The organism is Arthrobacter sp. UKPF54-2 (genome assembly GCF_007858535.1).
Taxonomy (GTDB): domain Bacteria; phylum Actinomycetota; class Actinomycetes; order Actinomycetales; family Micrococcaceae; genus Arthrobacter.
In genome coordinates this window covers 2,091,574-2,116,078 of the sequence record NZ_CP040174.1, presented here as the reverse complement: position 1 = coordinate 2,116,078, position 24,505 = coordinate 2,091,574, and the positions used below count along the sequence as shown (strand labels likewise).

Annotated in this window: 17 protein-coding genes; 5 read left to right on the top strand and 12 right to left on the bottom strand. The window is 69.3% G+C overall.

Features of this window, described 5'->3' with window-relative positions:
- Positions 1-19 precede the first annotated feature (19 nt).
- Both E7Y32_RS09720 and E7Y32_RS09715 read left to right on the top strand, forming a co-directional pair.
- Positions 20-268, top strand: coding sequence for an FmdB family zinc ribbon protein (locus E7Y32_RS09720; RefSeq protein ID WP_146336933.1), 249 nt, complete (start codon positions 20-22; stop codon positions 266-268).
- Positions 269-422: 154 nt separating this feature from the next.
- Positions 423-1,178: an RcpC/CpaB family pilus assembly protein gene (locus E7Y32_RS09715; protein WP_146336932.1), complete on the top strand. Its 756-nt coding sequence runs from the start codon at positions 423-425 to the stop codon at positions 1,176-1,178.
- Positions 1,179-1,241: 63 nt separating this feature from the next.
- On the opposite strand, the gene E7Y32_RS09710 is transcribed toward E7Y32_RS09715, so the two are convergent.
- From E7Y32_RS09710 to E7Y32_RS09680, 7 genes are all read right to left on the bottom strand, one after another.
- On the bottom strand, positions 1,242-5,435 hold the full coding sequence (locus E7Y32_RS09710) for a DUF4011 domain-containing protein (protein WP_186466967.1): 4,194 nt from the start codon (positions 5,433-5,435) through the stop codon (positions 1,242-1,244).
- Positions 5,436-5,644: 209 nt separating this feature from the next.
- Entirely contained in the window at positions 5,645-7,234 is a 1,590-nt protein-coding gene (gene guaA, locus E7Y32_RS09705) for a glutamine-hydrolyzing GMP synthase (protein WP_146336930.1), read from the bottom strand.
- Between the two features lie 96 nt (positions 7,235-7,330).
- A complete protein-coding gene (locus E7Y32_RS09700; protein WP_146336929.1) occupies positions 7,331-7,843 on the bottom strand; it encodes a DUF3817 domain-containing protein in 513 nt (170 codons plus the stop codon).
- Positions 7,840-8,706, bottom strand: coding sequence for an SURF1 family protein (locus E7Y32_RS09695; protein WP_146336928.1), 867 nt, complete (start codon positions 8,704-8,706; stop codon positions 7,840-7,842). Before E7Y32_RS09695 ends, E7Y32_RS09700 begins: the two co-directional genes overlap by 4 nt.
- Before the next feature lie 62 nt (positions 8,707-8,768).
- On the bottom strand, positions 8,769-9,257 hold the full coding sequence (locus tag E7Y32_RS09690; protein ID WP_146336927.1) for a PTS sugar transporter subunit IIA: 489 nt from the start codon (positions 9,255-9,257) through the stop codon (positions 8,769-8,771).
- Positions 9,258-9,320: 63 nt separating this feature from the next.
- On the bottom strand, positions 9,321-11,072 hold the full coding sequence (locus E7Y32_RS09685; RefSeq protein WP_146336926.1) for a glycerol-3-phosphate dehydrogenase/oxidase: 1,752 nt from the start codon (positions 11,070-11,072) through the stop codon (positions 9,321-9,323).
- Positions 11,073-11,164: 92 nt separating this feature from the next.
- The gene (locus tag E7Y32_RS09680; RefSeq protein ID WP_146336925.1) at positions 11,165-12,301 is read right to left on the bottom strand and encodes a GuaB3 family IMP dehydrogenase-related protein; all 1,137 of its coding nucleotides are present in this window, start codon (positions 12,299-12,301) and stop codon (positions 11,165-11,167) included.
- A 284-nt stretch (positions 12,302-12,585) separates the two neighbouring features.
- On the opposite strand from E7Y32_RS09680, the gene E7Y32_RS09675 reads away from it, so the two are divergent.
- Positions 12,586-14,490: a S8 family peptidase gene (locus tag E7Y32_RS09675; RefSeq protein ID WP_146336924.1), complete on the top strand. Its 1,905-nt coding sequence runs from the start codon at positions 12,586-12,588 to the stop codon at positions 14,488-14,490.
- A 182-nt stretch (positions 14,491-14,672) separates the two neighbouring features.
- Positions 14,673-15,278, top strand: coding sequence for a hypothetical protein (locus tag E7Y32_RS09670; protein WP_146336923.1), 606 nt, complete (start codon positions 14,673-14,675; stop codon positions 15,276-15,278).
- Here E7Y32_RS09670 and E7Y32_RS09665 read toward each other — a convergent pair.
- From E7Y32_RS09665 to E7Y32_RS09655, 3 genes are all read right to left on the bottom strand, one after another.
- On the bottom strand, positions 15,275-17,107 hold the full coding sequence (locus tag E7Y32_RS09665) for an ABC transporter ATP-binding protein (RefSeq protein WP_146336922.1): 1,833 nt from the start codon (positions 17,105-17,107) through the stop codon (positions 15,275-15,277). The genes E7Y32_RS09670 and E7Y32_RS09665 overlap by 4 nt on opposite strands.
- A gap of 98 nt (positions 17,108-17,205) precedes the next feature.
- Positions 17,206-18,717: an IMP dehydrogenase gene (gene guaB, locus E7Y32_RS09660; protein ID WP_146336921.1), complete on the bottom strand. Its 1,512-nt coding sequence runs from the start codon at positions 18,715-18,717 to the stop codon at positions 17,206-17,208.
- Positions 18,718-18,895: 178 nt separating this feature from the next.
- Positions 18,896-20,989: an acyltransferase family protein gene (locus E7Y32_RS09655; protein WP_146336920.1), complete on the bottom strand. Its 2,094-nt coding sequence runs from the start codon at positions 20,987-20,989 to the stop codon at positions 18,896-18,898.
- A 136-nt stretch (positions 20,990-21,125) separates the two neighbouring features.
- On the opposite strand from E7Y32_RS09655, the gene E7Y32_RS09650 reads away from it, so the two are divergent.
- Positions 21,126-22,094 (top strand): DUF389 domain-containing protein, encoded by a 969-nt coding sequence (locus E7Y32_RS09650; RefSeq protein ID WP_146336919.1) that lies wholly within the window; start codon positions 21,126-21,128, stop codon positions 22,092-22,094.
- A gap of 105 nt (positions 22,095-22,199) precedes the next feature.
- On the opposite strand, the gene groL is transcribed toward E7Y32_RS09650, so the two are convergent.
- Both groL and groES read right to left on the bottom strand, forming a co-directional pair.
- The gene (groL, locus tag E7Y32_RS09645) at positions 22,200-23,810 is read right to left on the bottom strand and encodes a chaperonin GroEL (RefSeq protein WP_146336918.1); all 1,611 of its coding nucleotides are present in this window, start codon (positions 23,808-23,810) and stop codon (positions 22,200-22,202) included.
- Positions 23,811-23,891: 81 nt separating this feature from the next.
- Complete coding sequence (gene groES / locus E7Y32_RS09640) at positions 23,892-24,188, bottom strand: co-chaperone GroES (RefSeq protein ID WP_028275747.1); 297 nt, start codon at positions 24,186-24,188, stop codon at positions 23,892-23,894.
- Between the last annotated feature and the right edge of the window lie 317 nt (positions 24,189-24,505).

Genomic DNA, 24,505 nt, shown 5'->3' with positions numbered 1-24,505 from the left:
GCCCCAGAGGAGGAACCCAGTGCCCACGTATGCATACGCTTGCAAGGACTGCAGCCACGCCTTCGAGATTGTGCAGTCCTTCACGGACAGCTCGCTGACGTCCTGCCCCGAGTGCGAGGGGACCCTGCGCAAGAAGTTCAACAGCGTCGGGGTCGTCTTCAAGGGCTCCGGCTTCTACCGGACCGACTCCCGCGACTCCAAGGGAAGCACCGTGGCCCCGGCGGCAGCTCCTGCCGCTCCCGCTTCGGCTTCCGCCGCAGCCAGCTAAGGACGCCGACGCCGGACCCGGCGCTGTCCCGCCGGGCCGGCGCCCGGCCGGCACCCTATGCAAGCCGGCGCCCGGCCGGCGCTCACGCGTCGCGTTGTCCACATAGCCGCACCTAGCACTGCCCCGGCATCCGGGCCGGTCCTAGCGTGGTGGCATGGCCCGCAGTTACCGTCCGCGCCCGCCGCAGCCACCAGCACCGCCCTGGTTCCCGGGCCGGTCCCGGCCGCCGCGCACGTTCCGGCACGGCGCCTCCCGCAAAGTCCCGCCAAAGCGGCGCGCCAGCCGCTGGCTCCGGCGCAACCGCCGGCTCGTGGTGGCCCTCCTGCTGTGCGTCGCCGCCGGCCTGGCCGTGCAGCAGCTGACGCCGGCACCGGCGGCGACTTCTTCCGCGTGGGCGGCCGCCCGGGATCTCCCGGCAGGCCAAGTGCTGGCGGCCTCCGACCTTGCCGTTGTCCAGGTGCCCCCCGGACTGCTCCCCGGCGGCGCCCTCGATCCCGCCGCGCTGGAGGGCAAACAGCTCGCCGTGGCGCTGCGGAAAGGCCAGCTCCTCGCGGACTCCCTCCTTGTGGGACCCGGGATGCTGGCCGGCAGCCCGCCGGGGGCCGCCGCCGTGCCGCTGCGCATGGCCGACCCCGCCTCCGTCCAGCTGGTAGCCCCCGGCCAGCTCATCAACGTGGTCATGACCGGCGGCGGCGACCTCGAGCAGGCGGCACCGGCGCAGCTGCTCGCCACGGCGGTGCCGGTGCTGTGGACCTCGGCCCGGGGCGGCAGAACCGGCCAGTGGCTCGACACGGCGGAGACCGACGGGCTGATGGTGGTGGCGGCAGATCCGGAGCAGGCCCGAAGACTTGCCGGGGCGTCGACACAGGGCAAGTTGTTTTTTGTCCTGGTCGGTTCCGGTCCCGGCTAGCCGGATGGCCACCCGGGTGCATTCAGCCAAGTGCGGGGCGTGCCGCCGCAGCGTGCCGGGCGGTCAGCCCCAGTGCGGGGGCTTCTGCTCCTGCAGCCAGGCGTCGTGGTCGTAGCTGCCGGGCTGGTCGCCCCAGCGCCGGGGATCATCCTCGGCGGCCTTGTTGGGCAGCACTCCCCCGGGCACAGCTGCGCGTGCCGCGCTCCGGGACAGCGGCTCCTGCTGATCCGGCTCCGGCTGCTGCAGGTCCGCGGACCCAGCTTCCCGGGCAGGGTCGGCCGGCGCCGGGACGTCCTGGGACGGGGCATCCGGAGCGGAGCCGTGATCCCGGCCGCCGCCGGGCGTGGAGTTGTGGTGCTGGTTGTCGCCGTCTGCGTTCATGACGCCGGCCTCCTTGGTGCGATTCGCTGTTTCCTGCCCGCGGTCACCGTCCGCGGACCACACGTGCGGCGCCGGGGCGGACGGGGCATAGGTATGCCTCCCGTCCTCGACGCTCAGGTTCTCAATGTCATCGGAGAAGCCCGGCGTGCTGCGCAACCGGCTGGACGCCACCGGCTTCTCCAGTCCGAGGTAGCCGCCGATCCGGTCCGCGCAGGCCGACGGATCGGTGAATACCTCTATGGTCCATAGTGGCATGTAGCGCCAGCCCATGCGCTCCAGCAGCTGCGGCCGGAGGCGGCTGCGCTCACGCACACTCATCCGCCGGTACCGCTCGGTGCCGTCGGACTCGATGGCCACGGGGCTGGGGATCTCGGCGTCGTCCTGGCCGATGGTGTGCATCGGGTCCGCCGCCGCCACCATGTCCAGGACGCCGTCGTACTGATGCCAGACCCGCGCCCCGCGGGCCCGGAGCCGGTCGCCGAGGTCGGCCACCAGCGGGTCGGCGCCGAGGGCCTGTTCGCTGGCGGCAGCCCGGGAGGCCGGGCTGCCCAGATCCGAGTTGCCCGCGATTTCCCGGTCCAGGAGCTCGTAGAAGTCCACCGCGCCGTGGCTCAGGCGGGTGACGTCGAGGTCTTCGGGCCGGAAGCAGCTGAGCACATGCAGGGACCGCCGTGCCCGGGTCATGGCCAGGGCAAACCGGGCGCGGCCGCCGTCGGCCGAGAGCGGGCCGAGGCTGTGCAGGGCGCGGCCGTGCGGGGTGCGGCCGTAACCGGGCGAGAAGATGACGCGGTCCCGGACCAGGCCCTGCGCCCGTTCCAGGTCCACCACCCGGAAGGACTCCTCGCCGGCGGTGAAGAAGCTGCCCAGCAGCGGGTAGTTGGGCAGCTGCAGCCGGATGGCCTCGCCGATCCGGGCCGCGTGCCGCAGGCTGCCGGTGACAACGGCCAGGGAGGTGCGCGGCCGCAGCCGTGCGTGCTCGAAGACCAGTTCCACCACCCGGTTCACTTCCGCCACCACCGATTCGACGCCGTCGTGGTCGGCGCTGGGCAGGCCGGTACCGTCAGGGAGGTATTCCACGGTCAGGGCCCGGTCGAGGCCGGTGGCCGACTGGCCCTCGGGAAGACGACGGAGCTCGCCGGCGTAGAAACCCTTGCTCAACTGCCGGACCAGGTCCTCGTCGACGGCGCGGTAGACGGTTCTGAGTTTCCAGACCGGCAGCACCGCGGTCAGTGCCTGATAGGCGCTGTCCACCCGCTGGTGCGGGTTCTCGCCGGCAGCAAGCCGCTCGACACCCACGGAGAAGCTGCGCGGGCTGGCGATCTTGTCGTCGCCGAACGCAATGACCTGCCGGGACCGCGCGACGGCGGGCAGCACTGCCTGCAGCGACGTCGCCTCGGCGTCGAGGATCACCACCGCGTCGAAATGCTGCTCGGCCGGCAGCAGGCTGGTCAGGAGGTAGGGGCTGACGGACCAGACCGGCACCAGCCTGGGGACGAGCTCCGGCGATTGGGCGGTCAGCGCCGCCGGCGTAACCCGCCCGTCCTTGAGCAGGCTGCGCAGCAGCTCCGCCTGGCGCGGGTGCTCGGTCAGGGCGGCGCGCCAGCGTTCGGCCAGTTTCCACCGCAGCCGGGCGGCGCCGCTGGCAATGTGGGCGTTGTCGGCGAGGCGGTACTCCGCCTCGAGCTGGCGCAGCGCGTCGCCGTCGGACATGGCGAGGTAGTCGTCGCCGCTGATCATCGCCTCCAGCGCGGACTGCCACCAGGCCAGCTCCAGCTCCGCGGCCACGGATTCGGCGGGCACCTCGCGCTCGGCGAGGTCGGCGAGGAGTTCGCCCAGGCCGTGTTCGCGCATGTTCTCCACCAGCAGGGTCCGCTCCGGCAGCGTTTCCAGCGTCCCGGTGTCAGCGACGAGCCGGTCCAGGCGCTCGAGAAGTTCCTCGTACGGGGTGTCGTGGACAGCTCCCCCGGCGCGGGTGTGGCGGACGGCCTCCCCGAGCTGCCCCAGTTCGGCTTCGAGCTCACGGTAGAGGGCCGTGATCTCGGCGAGGCCGGACGGCACGGCGGGGTGCCGCTGGCTGGTGGCGTAGTCGGCCCAGGTGGCCCGCTGGTCCTGGACCAGCACCAGCGAGCTGTGCAGGTCCGCGATGTGCACACCGGGCCGGACGTACTCCTTGGCGACGCGCCGCAGCCGGGAGCGCTGCATCGAGGGCATGTCGATGTTCCGCTCGCGCCGCCACGCCGAGGGGGCGGTGGCGGAAATGAGGTCGTGGACCGGCCGGTCGAAAATGTCCGGGGTGAACTTGTCCAGGCTTTCGCGGACGGCGACCAGCAGGTCGATCTGGTCTCCCCACTCGGCGAATGTCCTGCCGAGCCGGATCTCCGCATGCTCGGCGACGCCGTTCATCCGTTCGCGCAGCTGCGGAAGCTTCTCCGCGACCGAGCGGGCCACCTGCTGGGCTTCCTGGGTCTCCTTGCGGGTCAGCAGCCGGGCGCCGTGCCACGGGCTCATGGTCGAGGCGCGGCTAAAGCTGCCCAGCTCGGCGGCGCGCTTGAGCCGTCCCGCCAGTTCCGCGCGGTCGCGGATGCTGTCCAGGACGCTGCGCTTGAGCCGGACCGTGGTGGCCGGCGCCGGGTGGATGGCAGTCAGCGCCGCGAGGGACTGCATGGCCTCGTACGGTGAGCATCCCCAGCGCGCCCGCACGTTGTGCAGCGACGCGACGTGGTCCATCAGGGCGTGCCGGTGCTCGGTCAGCGTGGAGTGCAGGTTCTTCAGCTGCGGTTCCAGGGACTTCTCGTTCCGGACGATGGCCCGGACCAGCTGGCCTTTGAGCTGCAGCGGTGTGGAGTTGCCCGCGAGCTGGACCAGCAGCGATTCGAGGCCGAGGCTCTCCAGCTGGGCGGAGATCTCGCCGAGGCTGGCGCGCCGGTCGCCGACCACCAGGACGCTTTTGCCTTCGTCGACCAGGGCACCGATGGTGTTGATGGCGGTCTGGGTCTGGCCGGTGCCCGGCGGGCTGCTGACCACCAGGGAGTCGCCGGCGCGGACGGCGTCCACCACGTACTGCTGGTCCGTGTCGGCGTCGAGCAGCAGGAGCTCGTCCGCGGGGCTGCGCTCATCGGTGCTCGGGAAGCGCCCGTCCTGGAGTGCGGGGACGTCCATCGGGACGCCGGCGGCGGCACGCCCGAGCGCGGCCACGAGCGGGTTGTGCTGGTTGATCCAGGGATCGTCCAGGTTCCCGGAGAGGTCGGCGAAGGTGGAGACCAGCAGGTTGTGTTCGATCTCGGCGCCGTGGATGGGCTGGATCAGGGTGCCGAGGCGGTCCAGGACCGGCTGCGGGTCGTACCGGGCGGTGCTGTAGGCCATCCGGGTGACGGCGTTGACGTCGAAGACGATCCCGTGGATGGTCTTCAGGTGCCGGATCAGGGCGGGGTTGATCCGGGCCTGTTCGGTGAGCTGCAGTTCGTAGTCGTCCTCGCCGGGGCGGACGGTCAGGGACACGGCGGTGAGCATCACCGGCGCGGACACCCGCTGCGGTTTGCCGCCGACAGCGGAGGTCCAGACGACCGTGCCGGCGGACAGGTAGCCGGCGTCGATGCCGCGGTCGTTGGCGAGTTCGAAGATCTTGGAGCGGAGGTTGCGCGAGGCCCGGGCCGCGACGACGTACTGCTGGCGGTCCCGGATCAGGGTGGACAGGCGGGTGCGGCGTCCGGCCATCAGCTGGGCCAGGCCGGAGGGATGGGCATGGGTCAGGTCAATGGAGCCTTCGGGCGTTTTCGTAAAACGCAGCATGGTGTCTGCTCCGGTGACGGGTTTGAGACCCGACAGCCATTTCCTGAACTCCTCGGAGCCCTCGGGGTGGCCTTGACCTACTGACACTGCTGCCTTCTTTTCTGTGCTCACGGTTTCTGAGTTCGCGCGGGACGCCCTGGACCATACCGGCATGCTTTCGAGGGTAGCCCGAATCAGGCCGCAGTGCCGGGGCGCAACACTGGCACGGGTCAAATTCGTGCGGCGAGTTGCCTCAGCGCGGCGGCCCGGCCATAAGGAAAATGGCCGGCCCCGCAGGGGGCCGGCCATTCACAACGCTATTCCCACTCGATGGTTCCCGGCGGCTTGCTGGTCACGTCCAGCACGACGCGGTTGACGCCCTCCACCTCGTTGGTGATCCGGTTGGAGATCCGGGCCAGGAGGTCGTAGGGCAGCCGGGACCAGTCGGCCGTCATGGCGTCCTCGGAGGACACCGGGCGCAGCACAATCGGGTGGCCATAGGTACGGCCGTCGCCCATCACGCCGACGCTGCGGACGTCCGCGAGCAGCACGACCGGCATCTGCCAGACCTCGTTGTCGAGGCCGGCGGCGGTCAGCTCGGCGCGGGCGATCGCATCGGCCTTGCGGAGCAGGTCCAGCCGTTCCTTGGTCACTTCGCCGACGATCCGGATGCCGAGGCCCGGACCCGGGAAGGGCTGGCGGCCGACGATTTCCTGCGGCAGGCCAAGCTGCGCGCCGACCGCGCGGACCTCGTCCTTGAACAGCGCGCGCAGCGGCTCGACGAGCTCGAACTGCAGGTCCTCCGGGAGGCCGCCCACGTTGTGGTGGCTCTTGATGTTCGCTGCCCCCTCGCCGCCGCCGGATTCGACGACGTCGGGGTAGAGGGTGCCCTGGACGAGGAACTTGATCTTCTCGCCGTGCGCGGCGGCCTCGGCGATGATGGCCAGTTCGGCTTCCTCGAACGCGCGGATGAACTCGCGGCCGATGATTTTGCGCTTGGTCTCGGGGTCGCTGACGCCGGCGAGGGCCGCCTGAAAGCGCTCCTGCTCGTTGGCGACGTAGAGCTTGACGCCGGTGGCGGCCACGAAGTCCCGTTCGACCTGCTCGGCTTCGCCCTCGCGCAGCAGCCCGTGGTCTACGAAGACACAGGTCAGCTGATCGCCGACGGCGCGCTGGACGAGGGCCGCGGCCACGGCGGAGTCGACGCCGCCGGAGAGCCCGCAGATTACCCGGGCGTCACCGATCTGTTCGCGGATCCGCTCGACCTGTTCGTCGAGGATGTTGCCCGTGGTCCAGTTCGGTTCCAGCTTGGCGCCCTTGAAGAGGAAGTTCTCCAGCACCTGCTGGCCGTAGGCCGAGTGCTTGACCTCGGGGTGCCACTGCACGCCGTAGAGGCACTTCTCCTCGTTGGCGAAGGCGGCCACGTCGGCGCCCGCCGTCGTCGCGAGCACCTCGAAGCCCTCCGGGGCCTCGTGGACGGAGTCGCCGTGGCTCATCCAGGTGCTCTGGTGCTGGGGCATGCCCTCGAGGATGGAGCGGCCCTCGCCGAGTACGGTGGTCTCCGTGGAGCCGTATTCCCGCAGGCCGGTCCGGGCAACTTTGCCGCCCAGGGCGTTGGCCATGGCCTGGAAGCCGTAGCAGATGCCGAACACCGGGACGCCGGCCTCGAACAGGTCGGCGCCGACGCTCGGGGCGCCCTCGGCGTAGACGCTTGCGGGGCCGCCGGAGAGGATGATGGCGGCGGGGTTCTTGGCGAGCAGCTGCTCGGTGCTGTAGGTATGCGGAACGACTTCCGAATACACATTCGCTTCCCGGACGCGGCGGGCAATCAGCTGCGCGTACTGGGCACCGTAGTCAACAACCAGCACCGGCCTGTGGGACGTCTGGGATGCAGTGGGAGTGGTCACCGTCCTAGCCTACGTTGCGCCGCCGGTCCCCCGCACCTTGAGAAGCTGCGGGTAAGCGAACTCACAGCAGGGTGCGCCGGGCGCGTCCGGGGTGGTTCAGTAGCGCTGCGGCGCCTGCGGGTTGGCGGCGAGTTCGGCCTCCACCTCGGCGTGGAACTTCTTCTCCACAAAGAAGGACAGGAACGGCACGACGCCGCCGAGGGCCAGGATGATGAGCTTGGCGAAGGGCCAGCGCATGAGCGACCAGAGCCGGAAGTTGGACATGAGGTACACGACGTACATCCAGCCGTGCACGATCAGCACTGCAACGGACAGGTTCACTCCGCCGATGACGCCGGGCGGCTCGGCGTCGGCGAATCCGAAGCCGAACGGCTGGCCGGTGACGGCGTTGGTGCCGCCGGCGAAGAGGTACTGGCCGAAGGCGTAGCGGGCGATCAGTTCCGCGCAGAGCAGCAGCAGCATGGAGCCGGTCAGGTAGGCCAGGACCTTGTAGAACTTCAGGGCGGAGCGGATCTGCGCCTCGGTCCCGCCGAAGCGGCGCTTCCGGCCGCCGGGGGTTCCCGTTCCGTTGGGCTGCTGCGGCGCGATGGCCGGCTTGGGCTCGATCATGGTTGCACTCTCGGTTTGGTGGGATGCGGGTTGGTGTCGGAGGAATCGGAGTCTCGGGGCCCGCCTGCAGCGGCGAGCCGGGCGGCTTCTTCATCCTGGGCGTCCTCGAGGCCTCGGCGGTAGTCGTCCTTGACCAGGCGCCACCAGATGAAGAGTGCGAAGCCGGCGAAGACCACCCATTCGGCGGCGTAGAACAGATTGAGCCAGTTGACCGTCTGGGCGGGCGGCTGCGGCCCGATCGCCAGCGGCTTGACGGGGCCGGAGGCTGCCACGTCGGCGCCGGCGGAGCGTTCGGCGCTGGCGGCCACGAAGCCGGGATAGCTGGTGACGTCCCACAGGTTGATGAGTTCGGCGACGGAGACGGCGCTGGCGCGGCCGGGTCCGGCGTCGGTGTTGGGCAGCGGCGCTTCGGACGGGATCAGCCGGCCGGTGAGTTCAATGGGGCCCGACGGCGGTGCGGCGGCGTCCGCGGGGTCGGCGACCCAGCCGCGCGCCACCGGGATCCAGGTCTGCGGCGAGGCACCGGCACCGGTGAGGGCCGGGGCGTCCTGCACGGCGAAGGCGGAGACGATCCAGAACCCCTTGGCGCCGTCGTGGATCCGGCCCGGGACGAGGACCTGTTTCTGCGGATCGTAGCTGCCGGTGGCGGTGACCACCTGGTCGGCCACCGAGCCGGGGAAGAACTGCCCGGGTTTCAGGACCGCGGTCAGCGGGCGGGGTTCCTCGGTCCCGGTGGAAACCGGCGCCTCGGGCCGCGTGGAGCGGCCGAACTGCCACTGGCTTAGCAGCACGAAGACCCCCGAAATGACGATCGCAAACACCAGGCCTGCGATCCAGCGGGGTTTGAGGGCGGTTTTCAGCACCCCTTAACCGTACTTCGTCCCCGTGTAGAACAACGAAACGGGCGCTACAGCCACAGCGGAAACTAGTGGTCGAAGAACACCAGGGACGAATTGATCAGTTCGGCGATCACCTCTGGGTCGTAGGCGCGGCGGAGGGACTCCCGGAACGACTCCTTCGACAGCGACCGGGCCAGGGTGGCGAGGACTTCCAGGTGGTCCGAGAAGGAACTGGCCGGCGTCGCGATCAGCAGGACCACGGTGGCCGGGCCGTCGGCCGCACCGAAGTCCAGCGCCTTGCCGTACTTGGTAATGCCGACTGCAATCGAGGTGCGCGCGACGAACTCGCTGCGGGCGTGGGGCAGGCCGACGCCGCCGGGCAGCCCGGTGGCCAGCTGGTGCTCGCGGGCGTTGACGTGGCCGAGGAATCCCTCGAGGTCCGAGATCCGGCCGGCGTCGTACATCCGCTGCGCGAGCTGGGCCGCGGCGTCGAACTTGTCCGTCGCGTCCAGCTCCAGGATCACCATTTGCGGCGTGGTGAGGTCGGCGTCGTACCGGTCCAGTTGTTCCGCCAAGAGGTGTCCCTTCGATGTGGCGTCGGTGCGCGCCGACGGGTGGTGCGCCGGGCGGCGCCCCGGTCAGCGCAGCGGGACGATGTCCTCCACACCCATCCGTGCGGCGTCGGCGGATTCGTCGTCCGGCTGCTCCTGGCTCAGTCGTTCGGCGTCAACCCGGGCCAGGTAATGCTTGATTTCGCTCTCGCGCTGCGCGTCGCTCCAGCCGAGAACCTCACCGATCAGTTTAGCGACTACCGGGGCGGCGGACACACCGCGGTCCCAGGCCTCGATCGAGATCCGGGTCCGGCGGGTCAGCACGTCCTGGACGTGGCGGGCGCCCTCGAACTTGGCCGCGTACACGGCCTCGGCCGCCAGGTAGTCGTCGGCGCCCGGCAGCGGCTCGGCCAGTTCGTGGTTTTCCCCGATCAGGGCCAGCACCTCCGGAGCCATCGACCCGTAGCGGTTCAGCAGGTGCTCGATCCGCGCCACGTGGACGCCGGTTTCCTCGGCCATCCGGTTGCGCTTGTTCCAGGCGGCCTTGAACCCGCTGGCGCCGAGCAGCGGGATGGATTCCGTGCACGACGGCGGGACCCGCTCGTCCATGCTGCGGGTCGCCTCATCGACGGCGTCCTTCGCCATCACCCGGTAGGTGGTCCACTTGCCGCCGGCCACGACGACGAGGCCAGGAACCGGGTGGGCCACCACGTGTTCGCGGGACAGTTTGGCCGTGGAGTCGTTCTCACCGGCCAGCAGGGGCCGCAGGCCGGCGTAGACGCCCTCGACGTCCTCGCGGGTCAGCGGCCGTTTGAGGACCTTGTTGACGTGCTCGAGGATGTAGTCGATGTCCTTGCTGGACGCCGCGGGGTGTGCCTTGTCCAGGTGCCAGTCGGTGTCCGTGGTGCCGATGATCCAGTGCCGGCCCCACGGGATGACAAACAGCACGGACTTTTCGGTCCGCAGGATCAGGCCCACCGTGGACTGGAAGCGGTCCCTCGGCACCACCAGGTGGATGCCCTTCGAAGCCCGCACCTTGAGCTGGCCGCGGTCCGTGACCATGGCCTGGGTCTCGTCGGTCCAGACCCCGGTGGCGTTGATGACCTGCTTGGCCCGGATGTTGAAGCTTGAGCCGTCCTCGTGGTTGACCACCTTGGCCCCGACCACCCGTTCGCCCTCGCGCAGGAAGTCCACCACGGCCATCTGGTTCACCGCATGGGCGCCGTAGTAGGCAGCGGTCCGGACCAGGTTGGCGACGTACTTGGCGTCGTCGACCTGGCCGTCGTAGTAGCGGATGGATCCGACGAAGGCGTCGTCCTTGAGGCTCGGCGCCGCCCGCAGCGTGCCGCGGCGGCTCAGGTGTTTATGGAACGGGACGCCGCGGCTGTGCCCGCCGGTGATGGACATGGCGTCGTACAGGGCGATCCCGGATCCAACGTAGGGCCGCTCCACGAAGCGCTTGGTGAGCGGGTAGAGGAACGGCACCGGCCGGGCCAGGTGCGGGGCAAGGACGGAGAGGATCAGCCCGCGCTCGTGCAGGGCCTCCTTGACCAGGGCGAAGTCCAGCATCTCCAGGTAGCGCAGGCCGCCGTGGATGAGCTTCGAAGACCGCGAGGAGGTGCCGGCCGCCCAGTCGTTGGCCTCGACAATGCCGACGCTCAGGCCGCGGGTCACGGCATCCAGGGCGGCGCCGGCGCCGACAATGCCGCCGCCGACGATCAGGATGTCGAGCTCCTTGCCGGGCTCGGTGCTGGCCTTGAGCACCGCCAGGGACGCTTCGCGTTCCGCGGGTCCAAGCGCACCGCCGGCCAAGGGAGCACCACCGGGAAAACTGTTCATCTCACGCCTCCGTCCGGATCAAACCTCGTAGTGCACCACACTACTTCCAAGTTCTCCGGATGGGCAGGGCTTTACCGGGCCCTGCGCAGGGCTCAGTTCCCGGCGTAGGGCGAGACGACGACGTCGACGCGCTGGAATTCCTTCAGGTCCGAGTAGCCGGTGGTCGCCATCGAGCGGCGCAGCGCGCCGATCAGGTTCGAGCTGCCGTTGGTGTGGTGGCCGGGGCCGAAAAGGACCTCTTCGAGCGGCCCGACGGTGCCGACGTTCACCCTGTCGCCGCGGGGCAGTTCGAGGTGGTGGGCCTCCTGGCCCCAGTGCCAGCCCTTGCCGGGTGCCTCTTCGGCCCGGGCCAGGGCGCTGCCGAGCATTACGGCGTCGGCGCCCATGGCGATGGCCTTGACGATGTCGCCCGAGGTCCCCATGCCGCCGTCGGCGATCACGTGCACGTAGCGTCCGCCGGATTCGTCCATGTAGTCCCGCCGGGCGGCCGCGACGTCGGAGATCGCGGAGGCCATCGGCGAGTGGATGCCCAGGGCGCGGCGGGTGGTGGTGGTCGCTCCCCCGCCGAAGCCGACCAGGACGCCCGCCGCGCCGGTGCGCATCAGGTGCAGGGCCGGGGTATAGCCGGCCGCTCCGCCGACGATCACCGGGACGTCGAGTTCGTAGATGAACTGCTTAAGGTTCAGCGGCTCGTGGTCCTTGGAGACGTGTTCGGCCGAGACGGTGGTCCCGCGGATGACAAAGATGTCGACGCCGGCAGCCACCACGGTCTTGTAGTGCTCCTGGGTGCGCTGCGGGGTCAGCGAGCCGGCGACGGTGACGCCCGCGGCGCGGATCTCGGCCAGCCGGGAGGTGATCAGTTCGGGCTGGATCGGGGCCTGGTACAGCTCCTGCATCCGGCGCGTGACGGCCGGGCTGTTGGTCTCGTTCTCGAGGGCGGCAATCTGGTCCAGCACCGACTGGGGATCCTCATAGCGGGTCCACAGGCCTTCCAGGTCGAGGACGCCGAGGCCGCCGAGCCGGCCCAGGGCGATGACCGTCTCCGGCGACATCGCGGAGTCCATCGGCGCGGCGATGACGGGCATGTCGAACTTGTAGGCATCGATCTGCCAGGAGACGGACACGTCCTTGGGGTCGCGGGTGCGCCGGTTGGGGACGATCGCAATGTCGTCCAGGGAGTAGGCACGACGCCCACGCTTGCCACGGCCAATCTCAATCTCGTAAGTCACGTCCCCACTTTACTTGACCCGGCCGTTGACCCACCCTTTGACCCCGCCTTTGACCCGGCACGGACCGTCCGGACCGCGCCCGCTGGCCGCTCCGGGGCCGCTACCGCACCCTGCAACAACCCACAAAACAACCGATAGCTCACACCAACTTGACATATTTTGTCAATAGTTTACAAATCCTGAAAATGCCTTTACGTTTGCTTTCGGCCGCCGGGGATCTCCCCGGCGGCCTCCCCACCCCGTTCCGGGCAGTCCGCACTGCCCGGTGATAGAAAGCAGAACCCATGGGAAGTGCATCACTCAGGAAGTCCCGCGTGCTGGCCTTGTCGCTGGCCGCCCTCGTCGGCACCATGACCCTGGCCGTCGGCCCGGTCCTCGCCGCCCCCGGCACCGGACCGGTCGCCTCGGAGAATGTCCCGGCGCCGGACGTCAACGCCGGCGAGGCCTACACGCAGTTCATCGTGAGCTTCAAGAAGACCCCCGGGAACGCCACCCCGGGCGGCCGCGCGAACGCGTGGGGCAAGGCAGCCAAGCAGCGGGGCGTCACGGTGAAGGAGCTGCGCGCCCTCGCCACCGGCGGCACCCTGATCGCGTCCGACAAGGCTCTCTCGGACCAGGCCGCCAAGGACTTTATGACCGAGATCGCCGCCTCCGGCGCGGTCGATGCCGTCGAGCCCGATGCCCGCATGACCGCGGTGCTCTCCCCGAACGACCCGCGCTACAGCGAGCAGTGGGACTTCACCGCCGCGAACGGCATGCGCATCCCCGGCGCGTGGGACGTCTCCACCGGCGCCGGCTCCACCGTCGCCGTGATCGACACCGGCATCACGGCACACCCGGACCTGGACGCCAACGTGCTGCCGGGCTATGACTTCGTCTCGGACGCCACCGCGGCCCGCGACGGGAACGGCCGGGACGCCAACCCCCAGGACCAGGGCGACTGGTACGCCGCCGGCGAATGCGGCCAGACCGCGGCTTCCAACTCCTCCTGGCACGGCACCCACGTGGCCGGCACCGTCGCCGCCGTGACCGGCAACGCCACGGGCGTGGCCGGCGTGGCGCCCAACGCCAAGGTCCTCCCGGTCCGCGTGCTGGCCAAGTGCGGCGGTTCGCTCTCCGACATTGCGGACGCCATCATCTGGGCCTCCGGCGGCACCGTCGCCGGGATCCCCGCCAACGCGAACCCCGCCAAGGTCATCAACATGAGCCTGGGCGGTTCCGGTGCCTGCGGCACCACGTACCAGGCCGCGATCGACGCCGCCGTCTCGCGCGGCACCACCGTGGTGGTGGCGGCAGGCAACAGCAACCAGGACGCCTCCGGCTTCCGGCCCGCCAACTGCAACTCGGTGGTCACCGTGGCCGCCAGCAACCCGAGCGGCACCCTCTCCTACTACTCCAACTTTGGAGCCACCGTGGATCTCACGGCGCCCGGCGGCGACACCAGCGTCAGCGGCGGCGGCATCCTCTCCACCATCAACACCGGAACCACGACGCCGGGCGGCGCAGGCTACGCCAGCTACCAGGGCACCTCGATGGCGACCCCGCACGTTGCCGGTCTTGTGGCCCTGATGAAGGCCAAGTCCCCCGCCCTTACCCCGGCGCAGGTCGAGTCCACCCTCCGACAGGGTACCCGGGCCATGCCGGGCGGCTGCACCAAGGGCTGCGGCGCCGGCCTCTCCGACGCCACCGCCACGATGGGCCTGCTCGGCGGCACCACCCCGCCGCCGCCGTCGGGGAACCTGCTGCTGAACCCCGGCTTCGAGAGCGGCGCGGCCTCGTGGACCTCCGACCACACGGACACCTTCGAGACCGGAACCAACGCCCGGACCGGCAACGGCTTCGCCGGCCTGAACGGCTGGGGCCAGGCCACGTCCTACACGCTGGACCAGACCATCTCCATCCCGTCCTCCGTGACCGGCTCCACCCTGTCCTTCTACCTCAAGACCCTGACCGATGAGACCACCACGGCGAGCGCTTACGACACGCTGAAAGTCCAGGCCATCAGCGGCGGTGTCACCACGACGCTGGCCACCTACTCGAACCTGAACAAGTCCGCCGGCTACGTGCTGAAGACGCTGGACCTGTCCGGGTTCAAGGGCAAGAGCGTCACACTGCGTTTCCTCGGCGTCGAGGACTCCTCGCTGAAGACCTACTTCTTCGTGGACGACACCTCGGTGACCACCTCCTAGCCACGGCCGCACCCCAAGAATGGGCATGTCCTCCCTCCCCGGAAGGGCATGCCCATTCTCTGCGCCCGGGAATGGACATAGTGGCAATCTGTCCATTGGCCGCGGCCATGGAAGGGCATGTCCATTCGTTGCGCCGGGGTACGGCGGCCCGGCGGCCTTCCGGCGGCAGGGACGCTGGCGGCATGGGTAAGGGGTGGATCTTCGACGGCCACATTGCGGGGCTGGGAACGGAATCCGGGCTGCGCGCCGTGCTGGGGCTCTGGCAGCGGTCCCCGTTCGGATCCTTCGCCGACGCCATGGTGGAGCTGCCCTCCGGCCACCGGATTCTGCTGGCCCCGACCGCCGAGATCGGCGCGTTCATCGCCTCGGTCTACACCTTTGACGAGACCGGCGTGGTGGACGTCGCGGTGTCGCATGACGGCCCCCGGCTCGACGTCGACGCCGGTCCACTCAGCGTCCGCGCCGCCGTCGGCGCCCGCACCCGGCTTGGCGGCCTCGTGCGCCTGGTTCCGCGTCCGCTGGCGGTGCACCCGCGGTGGCTGCGGGCCGTCAGCCCGCTCGCTGCCCGCATCAGCCCCGGCGCCCGCACCGCGGGCACGGCCAGGGGCGGACGGACGGAGTACTACGGCGTCACAGACCTGCACCACATCACGGCGGCCCGCGTGAGCTGGGACGGCTCCGACGCCGGCGCGCTTGCCGCCGTCCGCCCCGCGGTCTCCTTTGGTTTCAGCAGCGTCCCCGCCGCCCCCAGCCTGGCGCGGGTGCAAACCACCGTGACAGGATCCTAGGCCTCGTCCACGGCCAGCTGGGATTCGAACATCCGGAAATAGCGGCCGCGCAGCGCCACGAGTTCCCGGTGTGTGCCCTGCTCCACGATCCGGCCGTCCTCCAGCATGTAGACGATGTCTGCCTTCTCGATGGTGGCGAGCCGGTGGCTGATGGCGATGATCGTGCTGCTGCGGTCCGCGAAGAGCCGGGAAAAGATCCGGTGCTCGGCCAGCGCGTCGATCGCCGACGTCGGCTCGTCCATCACCATAAAGGACGCGTCGCGGTAGAAGTTCCGGGCCATCGCCAGACGCTGCCATTGGCCGCCGGAGAGACCGCTGCCCTTCCGCCCGCGCGGATCCTCCATCCAGTTGCTGACGTGGTTGTCCAGCCCGTTGGGCAGTTTGTTGATGAACTCAAGGGCCTCGGCGTCGGCGGCGGCGCGGCGGATCCGCGCGTCGTCCCGCGGGGCGTGGACGTCGCCGAAGAAGATGTTCTCCGCCGCGGTGGCGAACTCGTATTTCAGGAACTCCTGGCTGAGCACCGCCAGATGGCGGTGCCAGGACGTCACGTCTACGGCGGCGAGGTCGACGCCGTCGAGCAGCACCTGCCCGGAATCCGGGCGGTAGAGCCCGGCGAGGATCCGGATCAGGGTGGACTTGCCGGCGCCGTTCTCCCCCACGATCGCGATGTGCTGGCCCTGCCGTATGGTCAGCGAGATGCCCTTGATGACCTCCAGCTCGCTGCCGGTGTAGGTGAAACGGATGTCCCGCAGTTCCACGGCCGTCGGCGCCTGCAGCAGGGGCGGGGCGTGCTCGGAGTGCACGGGCAGCGCCATAAACAGCTCGTAGTCCTTGAGGTTCGCCAGGTCCTCATCGATGGAGCTGAGCGAGGAGACCAGGTTGTTGGCGGTGGAGAGGGCCCGGCTGACGATCTGCTGGACGTAGAGGAACTGCCCCACCGGCTGCGCCCGGGCGATGATCTGGCCCACCACCCAGATCAGCGAGACCACCTCGGCGCCGTACTGCAGCGCGTCCGCCGCGAGCTGTTTGGGGATGTAGCGCTTCTGGAAGTCCAGCCGGCGCTTCTCGTCCGCGTCCCGGAGCCGGGAGCGCAGCCCCATCAGGTAGCCGACGATCCCGTAGAGCCGCATCTCGGCGATGTGCTGCGGGCGGAGCAGGTTGGTTTCGATCATGCGGCGCTGCCGCCGCGAGTCCACCTGGGTGTTCCAGTGCGCGATCTGCTCGCGGGAGAGCTTGAACTGCAGGTAGACGCTGGGCACGATCGCCACCAGCACGATCACGGCGATCCACCAGCTGACCAGCAGCAGCGCGCCCACCGCCAGGATCACCGAGACCAGCTGCGTGAAGATGGCCGCGATCCGGTCCAGGACGCGGGCGTAGGAATCGGAAAAGCGCTTGGCCCGGTCGTACAGGTCCACGGTCTCCTTGTCGTCGTAGCGCCAGAAGTCGAGGGCGAGGAACCGCTCGTACATCAGGTCCCCGACGATCGCGCCGACCCGGAAGCTCATCAGCTGCTGGATGTAGCGGTCGACGCTGCTGAAGGCGCCCCAGAACAGGCCCAGTGCGGCGGTGATGATGACGTAGACGACCGCCTGCTGCCCGGCCTCGGCGTTGCCGGCGTAGGCGGCCGCGAGCGCCGTCGTGGTCAGCGCGGCGAAGTAGGTGGTGACCAGCGGCAGGAGCGCCGAGATCAGCGAGCCCACGATTTTCATCACGACGGCGGCCGGCGAGGCGCGGAAGCTGACCCGCAGCACCTGCGCCACGGCCCGGGCATAGGGCCGCAGCGCCAGTTTGCGCCTGGGCTCGCGCGCGGGCAGGAGTTCGGACATGCCTTCAGCCTAGTTCCGGATCCGCGCGTCCACGTCCGCCGTTAACGCGGGCAGGCCACGGGGTAACCCCGTGGCCTGCCTGTCCGCCGTGTGGCGGGTCAGCGCGAACCGTAGTTCGGTGCCTCCACCGTCATCTGGATGTCGTGCGGGTGGGATTCCTTGAGCCCGGCCGGGGTGATCCGGACGAACTTGCCGCGGGCCTTGAGCTCGGCGACGGTCGGGGCGCCGGTGTAGAACATGGTCTGGCGGAGGCCGCCCACCAGCTGGTACGCCACCGAGGACAGCGGCCCGCGGTAGGCCACGCGTCCCTCGATGCCTTCCGGGATGAGCTTGTCGTCGCCGGAGACGTCGGCCTGGAAGTAGCGGTCCTTGGAGTAGGAGGTGTTCTTGCCGCGGGTCTGCATGGCCCCGAGCGAGCCCATCCCCCGGTAGCTCTTGAACTGCTTGCCGTTGACGAAGATCAGGTCCCCCGGGGACTCGTCGCAGCCGGCCAGCAGGGAGCCGAGCATCACGGTGTCGGCGCCGGCCACCAGGGCCTTGCCGATGTCGCCGGAGTACTGCAGCCCGCCGTCGGCGATCAGCGGCACGCCGGCCGGGATCGCCGCCTTCGAGGACTCGTAGATCGCGGTGATCTGCGGGACGCCGACGCCGGCCACCACGCGGGTGGTGCAGATGGACCCCGGGCCAACGCCCACCTTGATGCCGTCGGCACCGGCGTCGATCAGGGCCTGCGCACCCTCGCGGGTGGCGGCCTGGCCGCCGATGATGTCCACGTGGGCGGCGACCGGATCGGACTTGAGGCGGCGGATCATGTCCAGGACGCCCTGCGAGTGGCCGTTGGCGGTGTCGACAAAGAGGGCGTCGACGCCGGCGTCGATCAGGGCCATGGCCCGCTCCCAGCCGTCACCGAAGAAGCCGATGGCGGCGCCGACGCGCAGCCGGCCCTCCTCGTCCTTGGTGGCCAGCGGGTACTGCTCGGCCTTGGTGAAGTCCTTGGTGGTGATCAGGCCCTTGAGCCGACCCTGCTCGTCCACCAGCGGGAGCTTCTCGATCTTGTTGGTGGCGAGCTTGTGCGAGGCTTCCTCGCGGCTGATGCCCACGTGCCCGGTGACGAGCGGCATCTTGGTCATCACGTCGCTGACCAGCCGGATCGGGAAGTCGGATTCCGGCACAAAACGGGTGTCGCGGTTGGTGACGATGCCCAGCAGCCGCATCCCTTCGTCCACGACCGGCAGGCCGGAGACGCGGTAGTGCGAGCAGATCTCGTCCAGCTCGGCGAGCGTGGCCTCGGGGCCGATGGTCAGCGGGTTGGTGATCATGCCGGACTCGCTGCGCTTGACCCGGTCCACCTGGTCGGCCTGGTCGGCGATCGAGAGGTTGCGGTGCACCACGCCGAGGCCGCCCTGGCGGGCCATGGCGATGGCCATCCGGGACTCGGTCACGGTGTCCATCGCGGCGGAAAGCAGCGGGGTGTTCACGGTGATGCGCTTGGAGATCCGCGAGGAGGTGTCAGCCTCGGACGGGATGACGTTGGTGTGTCCCGGCAGAAGCAGGACGTCGTCGTAGGTCAGGCCAACGAAGCCGAAAGGGTCGTGTTCGGGCTGGGTCATGAGTGCGCCTCTTACCTTGGTTTCTGGGTTCACGGGTAGGGGTTGCAGCAGATGACCAGCCCGTCATTACGGGCGTGGCCTGTGCAGAAGTGTTGTGTAAATAGTAGAACCTCGGGCCCGATCCCCATATTCCGGGCCGCGAATGTGAGCAACGGCATGGCCGGCCGTGCCGCGGGCGTCACGTCCAGCCGGTGGCGGCGAGCAGCCGCTGCTCGAACATCGGGATCATGCTCTGGACGTAGGTCTTGGTGAGGTGGTTGTCGTCCTTATACACGTAGACATTCCCGACGACGGCGGGACAGGTGCCGTTGGCGCAGATGAAGTCGCTCATGTCCATGAGGTGCAGCCGGGCCACCTTGCCGCGGTAGGCGTCCAGCGGCGAGGAGGCGGCCAGCGATTCCTGCAGCGGAACGTTGCAGGCGGCGGCGTCGGTGCCCTTCTTCTGCACACATTCGGGCATGTTCATGGTGAACCGCGGGTTGTCGCGGATGCCCACGACGTCCATCCCGGCGTCGGTGAACGGCTTGATGCCCTCCAGGTACTGCGGCACCTCGGTTTCGTACGGGGCGTCCTTGTGCGTGAGCGAGGCGACCGTGAACACGGCGTCCGGCTTGTGGTCCAGCACGTACTGGGCGCTGGCCCTGTTGAAGGCGTTGCAGTCCGCGTCGCGTTCGGGCGATTCCCCGCCAAAACGGCAGTTGCCCTTGAGCAGCGTGACGACTTCCCAGCCGTGGCTCTTGGCGATGGGGCCCAGCGCCGCCATGTACTGCTGGGCGTGGGAGTCGCCGAGCACCACGATCCTCTTGGTCACGTGGTCCGGCCGGCTGTTTTGCAGGCAGCCTGCCAGCAGGTCGGTGGGTGCGTTGGAGTCCGTGCAGAGGCCGTCGATGTCGGCCCACTCGTTCTTGAGGGCGGCGGGGCCGGGGATGATTTTGGCGTCCGGTGTCGGCTTGCCGGCGTTCTCCGGGGCCAGCGCGGCGGCGCCGGGGGTCAGTTCCCGGGGCTGGGCCGCGGCGGCGGCCTCGTCGGCCATCAGCTGGCTCTGCCATGCGGTGACGGGTCCGGCCAGCAGGGCACCGCACGCGGCGATCACGACGGCGCTGCGCCAGGCCCGCCGCTGCGGCCAGTGCCAATCGCGCAGCGGTTTTTCGACGTAGCGGGTGGTGAGCACGGCCAGCACCACGGAGGCTGCCACGATGGCGAGCCCCTGCACCAGGTCCGGCGCGCTGATTCCCATGCCGGCCAGCGCCAGCACCAGCAGCGGCCAGTGCCAGAGGTAGAGGGCGTAGGAGTTGTCGCCCAGGGCCACCAGCGGGCGCCACGTCAGGAGACGGTCGACGCCGAAGCGGCTGCCGCTCTGCCCGGCCACGATGATGGCGGCGGCAGCCAGCGTGGGCCACAGCGCGATGAACCCGGGGAAGGACCGGTCCACGGTCAGCAGCAGCCCGCAGGAAAGCATCGCGGCCAGGCCGGCCCAGCCCAACACCACACGCAGCGCCTTGCCCGGTTTCAGGTGCGGCAGCGCCAGGGCCAGCAGGGAGCCGAGGGCGAACTCCCAGAGCCGGGTCCGGGTGTCGAAGTACGCGTAGGCCTGGTTGCTGGCGGTCTGCTCGATCGAGTAGGCCAGCGACGCGGCGAAGATGGCCCCGAAGGCCAGGGCCAGGAGCACCCGATAGTCCGTCAGCCGGCCATCCAGCTTCGTCCAGCGGCGCAGCGCCCGGACCAGTACACGGTGCAGCAGGGCGGCACCGGCGAAGACCAACGGCCAGAGCAGGAAGACCTGCCCCTGGATGGACAAGGACCAGAAGTGCTGCAGCGGGCTGGCACCGGAGTGGTCCTGGGCGTAATAGTCGACGGCGGTGTCGGCAAGCAGCCAGTTCTGCCGGTACAGCAGCGACGCCCACGCCTGGTCGAGGATGTCCGGCCACCGGCTGGCAGGCAGTATGGCCCAGGTGCCGATCAGTACGGCGAGGACCACCACCACGACGGCGGGCAGCAGCCGCTTGAGCAGGTGCAGCCAGTGGCTCAGGAGGCGCAGCGGCTTCCCGCTTTCCACCTTGCGGGCGAAGCTCAGGGTCATCAGGAAGGCCGAGATGAGCAGAAAGATGTCCACGCCGCCGGAGACCCGGCCCAGCCACACGTGGTAGGTCACCACCATCAGGACGGCAAGTGCGCGCAGGCCCTGAACCTCTGGCCGGTAACCCGATTTGCGGCGCGCCGGCGAACCCGCGGATGCGAGCGGCGGGCTGGCTACGGTTGGCTCGTTCGACACTGGGGACCCCTCAGGCACACTTCCAAAACGTCAATGTTACCGAAGCGTAATTTTCTGCGCCAATCGCCGTGAGGTCCGCCGGCGGCGGACGCGGCGCAGCAGGCCCTAGTCTGGAACGAGTCGAAGGAGGCCGTGTGTGATCGTGCAGTTGCGGATTTGTGTCCCGGAGCAGCTCTCCGGCGCCGTGGTGGACTGTTGTTCGGAGGGGCCCGGGGTGGCGGAAGTGGCGCTGCATCCGGGCGCCTCGGTGCTGCCGCCCGGAGATGTGATCCTGGTTTTCATCGCGCGGGAATCCGTCGAGGCGCTGATCGAGAAGCTCCACGCCCTGAACGTCCAGGAGGTCGGCTCCATCTCGGTCACCACACCCGAGTTGCTGCTCTCCGACCGCGCGGACGAGGCGGTAGCGGCGGCCCCAGGCGAGGGCGCGGACGCCGTGATCTGGGATGAGGTGTCCCGGCAGACCGGGGAGGACTCCCGGCTGACGTGGAGCTACCTGGCGTTCCTGGTCCTGGCCACCCAGCTCGCCGCGATCGGGATTGTCACCGACTCGACCATCGCGATTGTGGGCGCCATGGCCGTGGGGCCGGAGTTCGGGCCGCTCGCCGCGCTGGCTGTGGCCTTGGTGCGGCGCCAGTGGCGGCTGGGACGCCGGGCGGCGCTGGCGCTCGGCGTGGGCTTCCCCGTTGCCATGCTGGCGGCGGCGTTCACGGCGTGGCTCTCTGTCCCGCTTGGTCTTTTTCCCGCCGATGCGCTGGACCGCGGCTCGGCGGTGGAGTTCATCTACCATCCGGGGCCGTATTCCCTGATTGTGGCCCTGCTGGCCGGCACCGCCGGCATGTTGTCCGTGATCGGCCGGCGGTCGGCGGCCCTGATCGGCGTGTTCATCTCGGTGACCACGGTTCCGGCGGCCGGTTTTGTGGCGGTGGCACTGGTGCTCGGTGAGTACCAGAAGGCCGCGGGCTCGGCGCTGCAGCTGCTGGTGAACCTGGTCGGGATCGTTGTGTCCGCCGTGGCGGTGCTGCTGTTCTACCGGGTGGTCACCAAACGCCTGCCGCGAGACGCCGCGGCCCGGCTGCGGCGGAAGGCGCAGGCGCCCCGGCCCTGAGTGAGTTACCGGCGCTGACCGGCGCCGGAAACAACAAAAAGGACCGAACCAGCTGGCGCTGGTCCGGTCCCTTTGTTGTTGCGCGGGAACTAGTGCGCGGGAACCTTAGTGCTGGTGCCCTGCGTGCTCGTCCTCGTCGGCCGGCTTCTCCACCACAAGTGTTTCGGTGGTGAGAACCAGCGCGGCGATCGAGGCCGCGTTGCGCAGCGCCGCACGGGTGACCTTGACCGGGTCGATGACGCCGGCCGCGATCAGGTCCTCGTATTCGCCGGTCTTGGCGTTGAAGCCCTGGTTGACCGCGGACTCGGCCACCTTGGCGACGACGACGTAGCCGTCGAAGCCGGCGTTCTGGGCGATCCAGCGCAGCGGCTGGGTCAGCGCCCGGCGGACGATGCCCACGGCAGCTGCCGCATCGCCGTCGAGCGCCTTGACGGCCGGGTCCTCATCGAGTGCCTTGAGCGCGTGGATGAGGGCGGAGCCGCCGCCCGCCACGATGCCTTCTTCGAGGGCGGCGCGGGTGGAGGACACGGCATCCTCGATGCGGTGCTTCTTTTCCTTCAGCTCGACCTCGGTGGCTGCGCCGACCTTGATCACGCCGATGCCGCCGGCCAGCTTGGCCAGGCGCTCCTGCAGCTTTTCCTTGTCCCAGTCCGAATCGGTGCGGGTCAGCTCGGCGCGCAGCTGGGCGACCCGGGCTGCGACGTCCTCGGCGGAACCGGCGCCGTCGACGATGGTGGTGTTGTCCTTCGTCACGGTGATGCGGCGGGCGGTGCCGAGGACCTCGAGGCCCACGGTGTCCAGGCTCAGGCCCAGCTCCGGGGAGACGACCTGGGCGCCGGTGAGGGTCGCGATGTCCTGGAGCATGGCCTTGCGGCGGTCACCGAAGCCGGGAGCCTTGACGGCGACGACGTTCAGGGTGCCGCGGATGCGGTTGACGATCAGCGTGGAGAGGGCTTCGCCGTCGACGTCCTCGGCGATGATGAACAGCGGCTTGGAGCTCTGCAGCGCCTTCTCCAGCAGCGGCAGGAATTCCTGGACCGAGGAGATCTTGCCCTGGTTGATCAGGATGAGGGCGTCCTCGAGGACGGCTTCCTGGCGTTCGGCGTCGGTGACGAAGTACGGGGACAGGTAGCCCTTGTCGAACTGCATGCCCTCGGTGAGGACCAGTTCGGTCTGCGTGGTGGAGGATTCCTCGATGGTGATCACACCATCCTTGCCGACCTTGCCGAACGCCTCGGCCAGCAGCTCGCCGACCTCGTCGCTCTGCGCGGAGATGGCGGCCACGTTGGCGACCTGGGTGCCCTCGACGGGGCGGGCGTTCTCCAGCAGGCGGGCGGCGACGGCCTCGACCGAGACCTCGATGCCGCGCTTGATCTGTCCCGGGGCGGCGCCGGCGGCAACGTTGCGCAGGCCTTCCTTGACCAGGGCCTGGGCGAGCACGGTGGCGGTGGTGGTGCCGTCACCGGCGACGTCGTTGGTCTTGGTGGCGACCTCCTTGGCAAGCTGCGCGCCAAGGTTCTCGTACGGGTCGTCCAGTTCGACTTCACGGGCAATGGTGACGCCGTCGTTGGTGATCGTGGGGGCGCCCCACTTCTTGTCCAGCACGACGTTGCGGCCGCGCGGGCCGAGCGTCACCTTGACCGTGTTGGCGAGCTTATCGATGCCGGCTTCAAGCGACCGGCGGGCAGCGTCGTTAAACGCGAGCTGCTTTGCCATGGTTGTGTCCTTTCAAGACAGAACCCCGCGCAGCCGTTCCGTTCAAAGCGAAGGAATCGGCGGCGCGGGGGTCCAAGAGAGTTACTTTACGACGATCGCCAGAACGTCGCGGGCGGACAGCACGAGGTACTCGGTGCCGCCGGTCTTAACTTCGGTTCCGCCGTACTTGGAGTAGATGACAACGTCGCCGACGGCGACGTCGACGGGAACGCGGTTGCCGTTGTCGTCAAAGCGGCCGGGGCCTACTGCAACAACTTCGCCTTCCTGCGGCTTCTCCTGTGCGGAGTCCGGGATAACCAGGCCGGAAGCCGTGGTCTGCTCGGCTTCGAGCGGGCGGACAACAATACGATCCTCAAGAGGCTTAATAGAGACCGACACTCGGACCTCTCCTTTTCGTCAGCAAATTCGTGGACTTTAAAGCTGTGGTGCCATGGCGTACAGACCGTCGTCGCGGTGCCGGCAGCAGCCAGGCCGGTCAAGCTTCAGGTGTTAGCACCCGCCTAGGGAGAGTGCCAATGACGACTCTATGTAAGGAGTTAGCACTCGGTCAAGGTGAGTGCCAGAAAGTTCGTCCGTGGTGAACGCTGTTGGGGACATGCCCATCGGGCGGCTCAGCGGCCGGACAGGCCCGCCGGCTAGGAATGGACATGCCCAGTGCGGGCCGCCACGGATGGACATATACGCAATATGTTCAG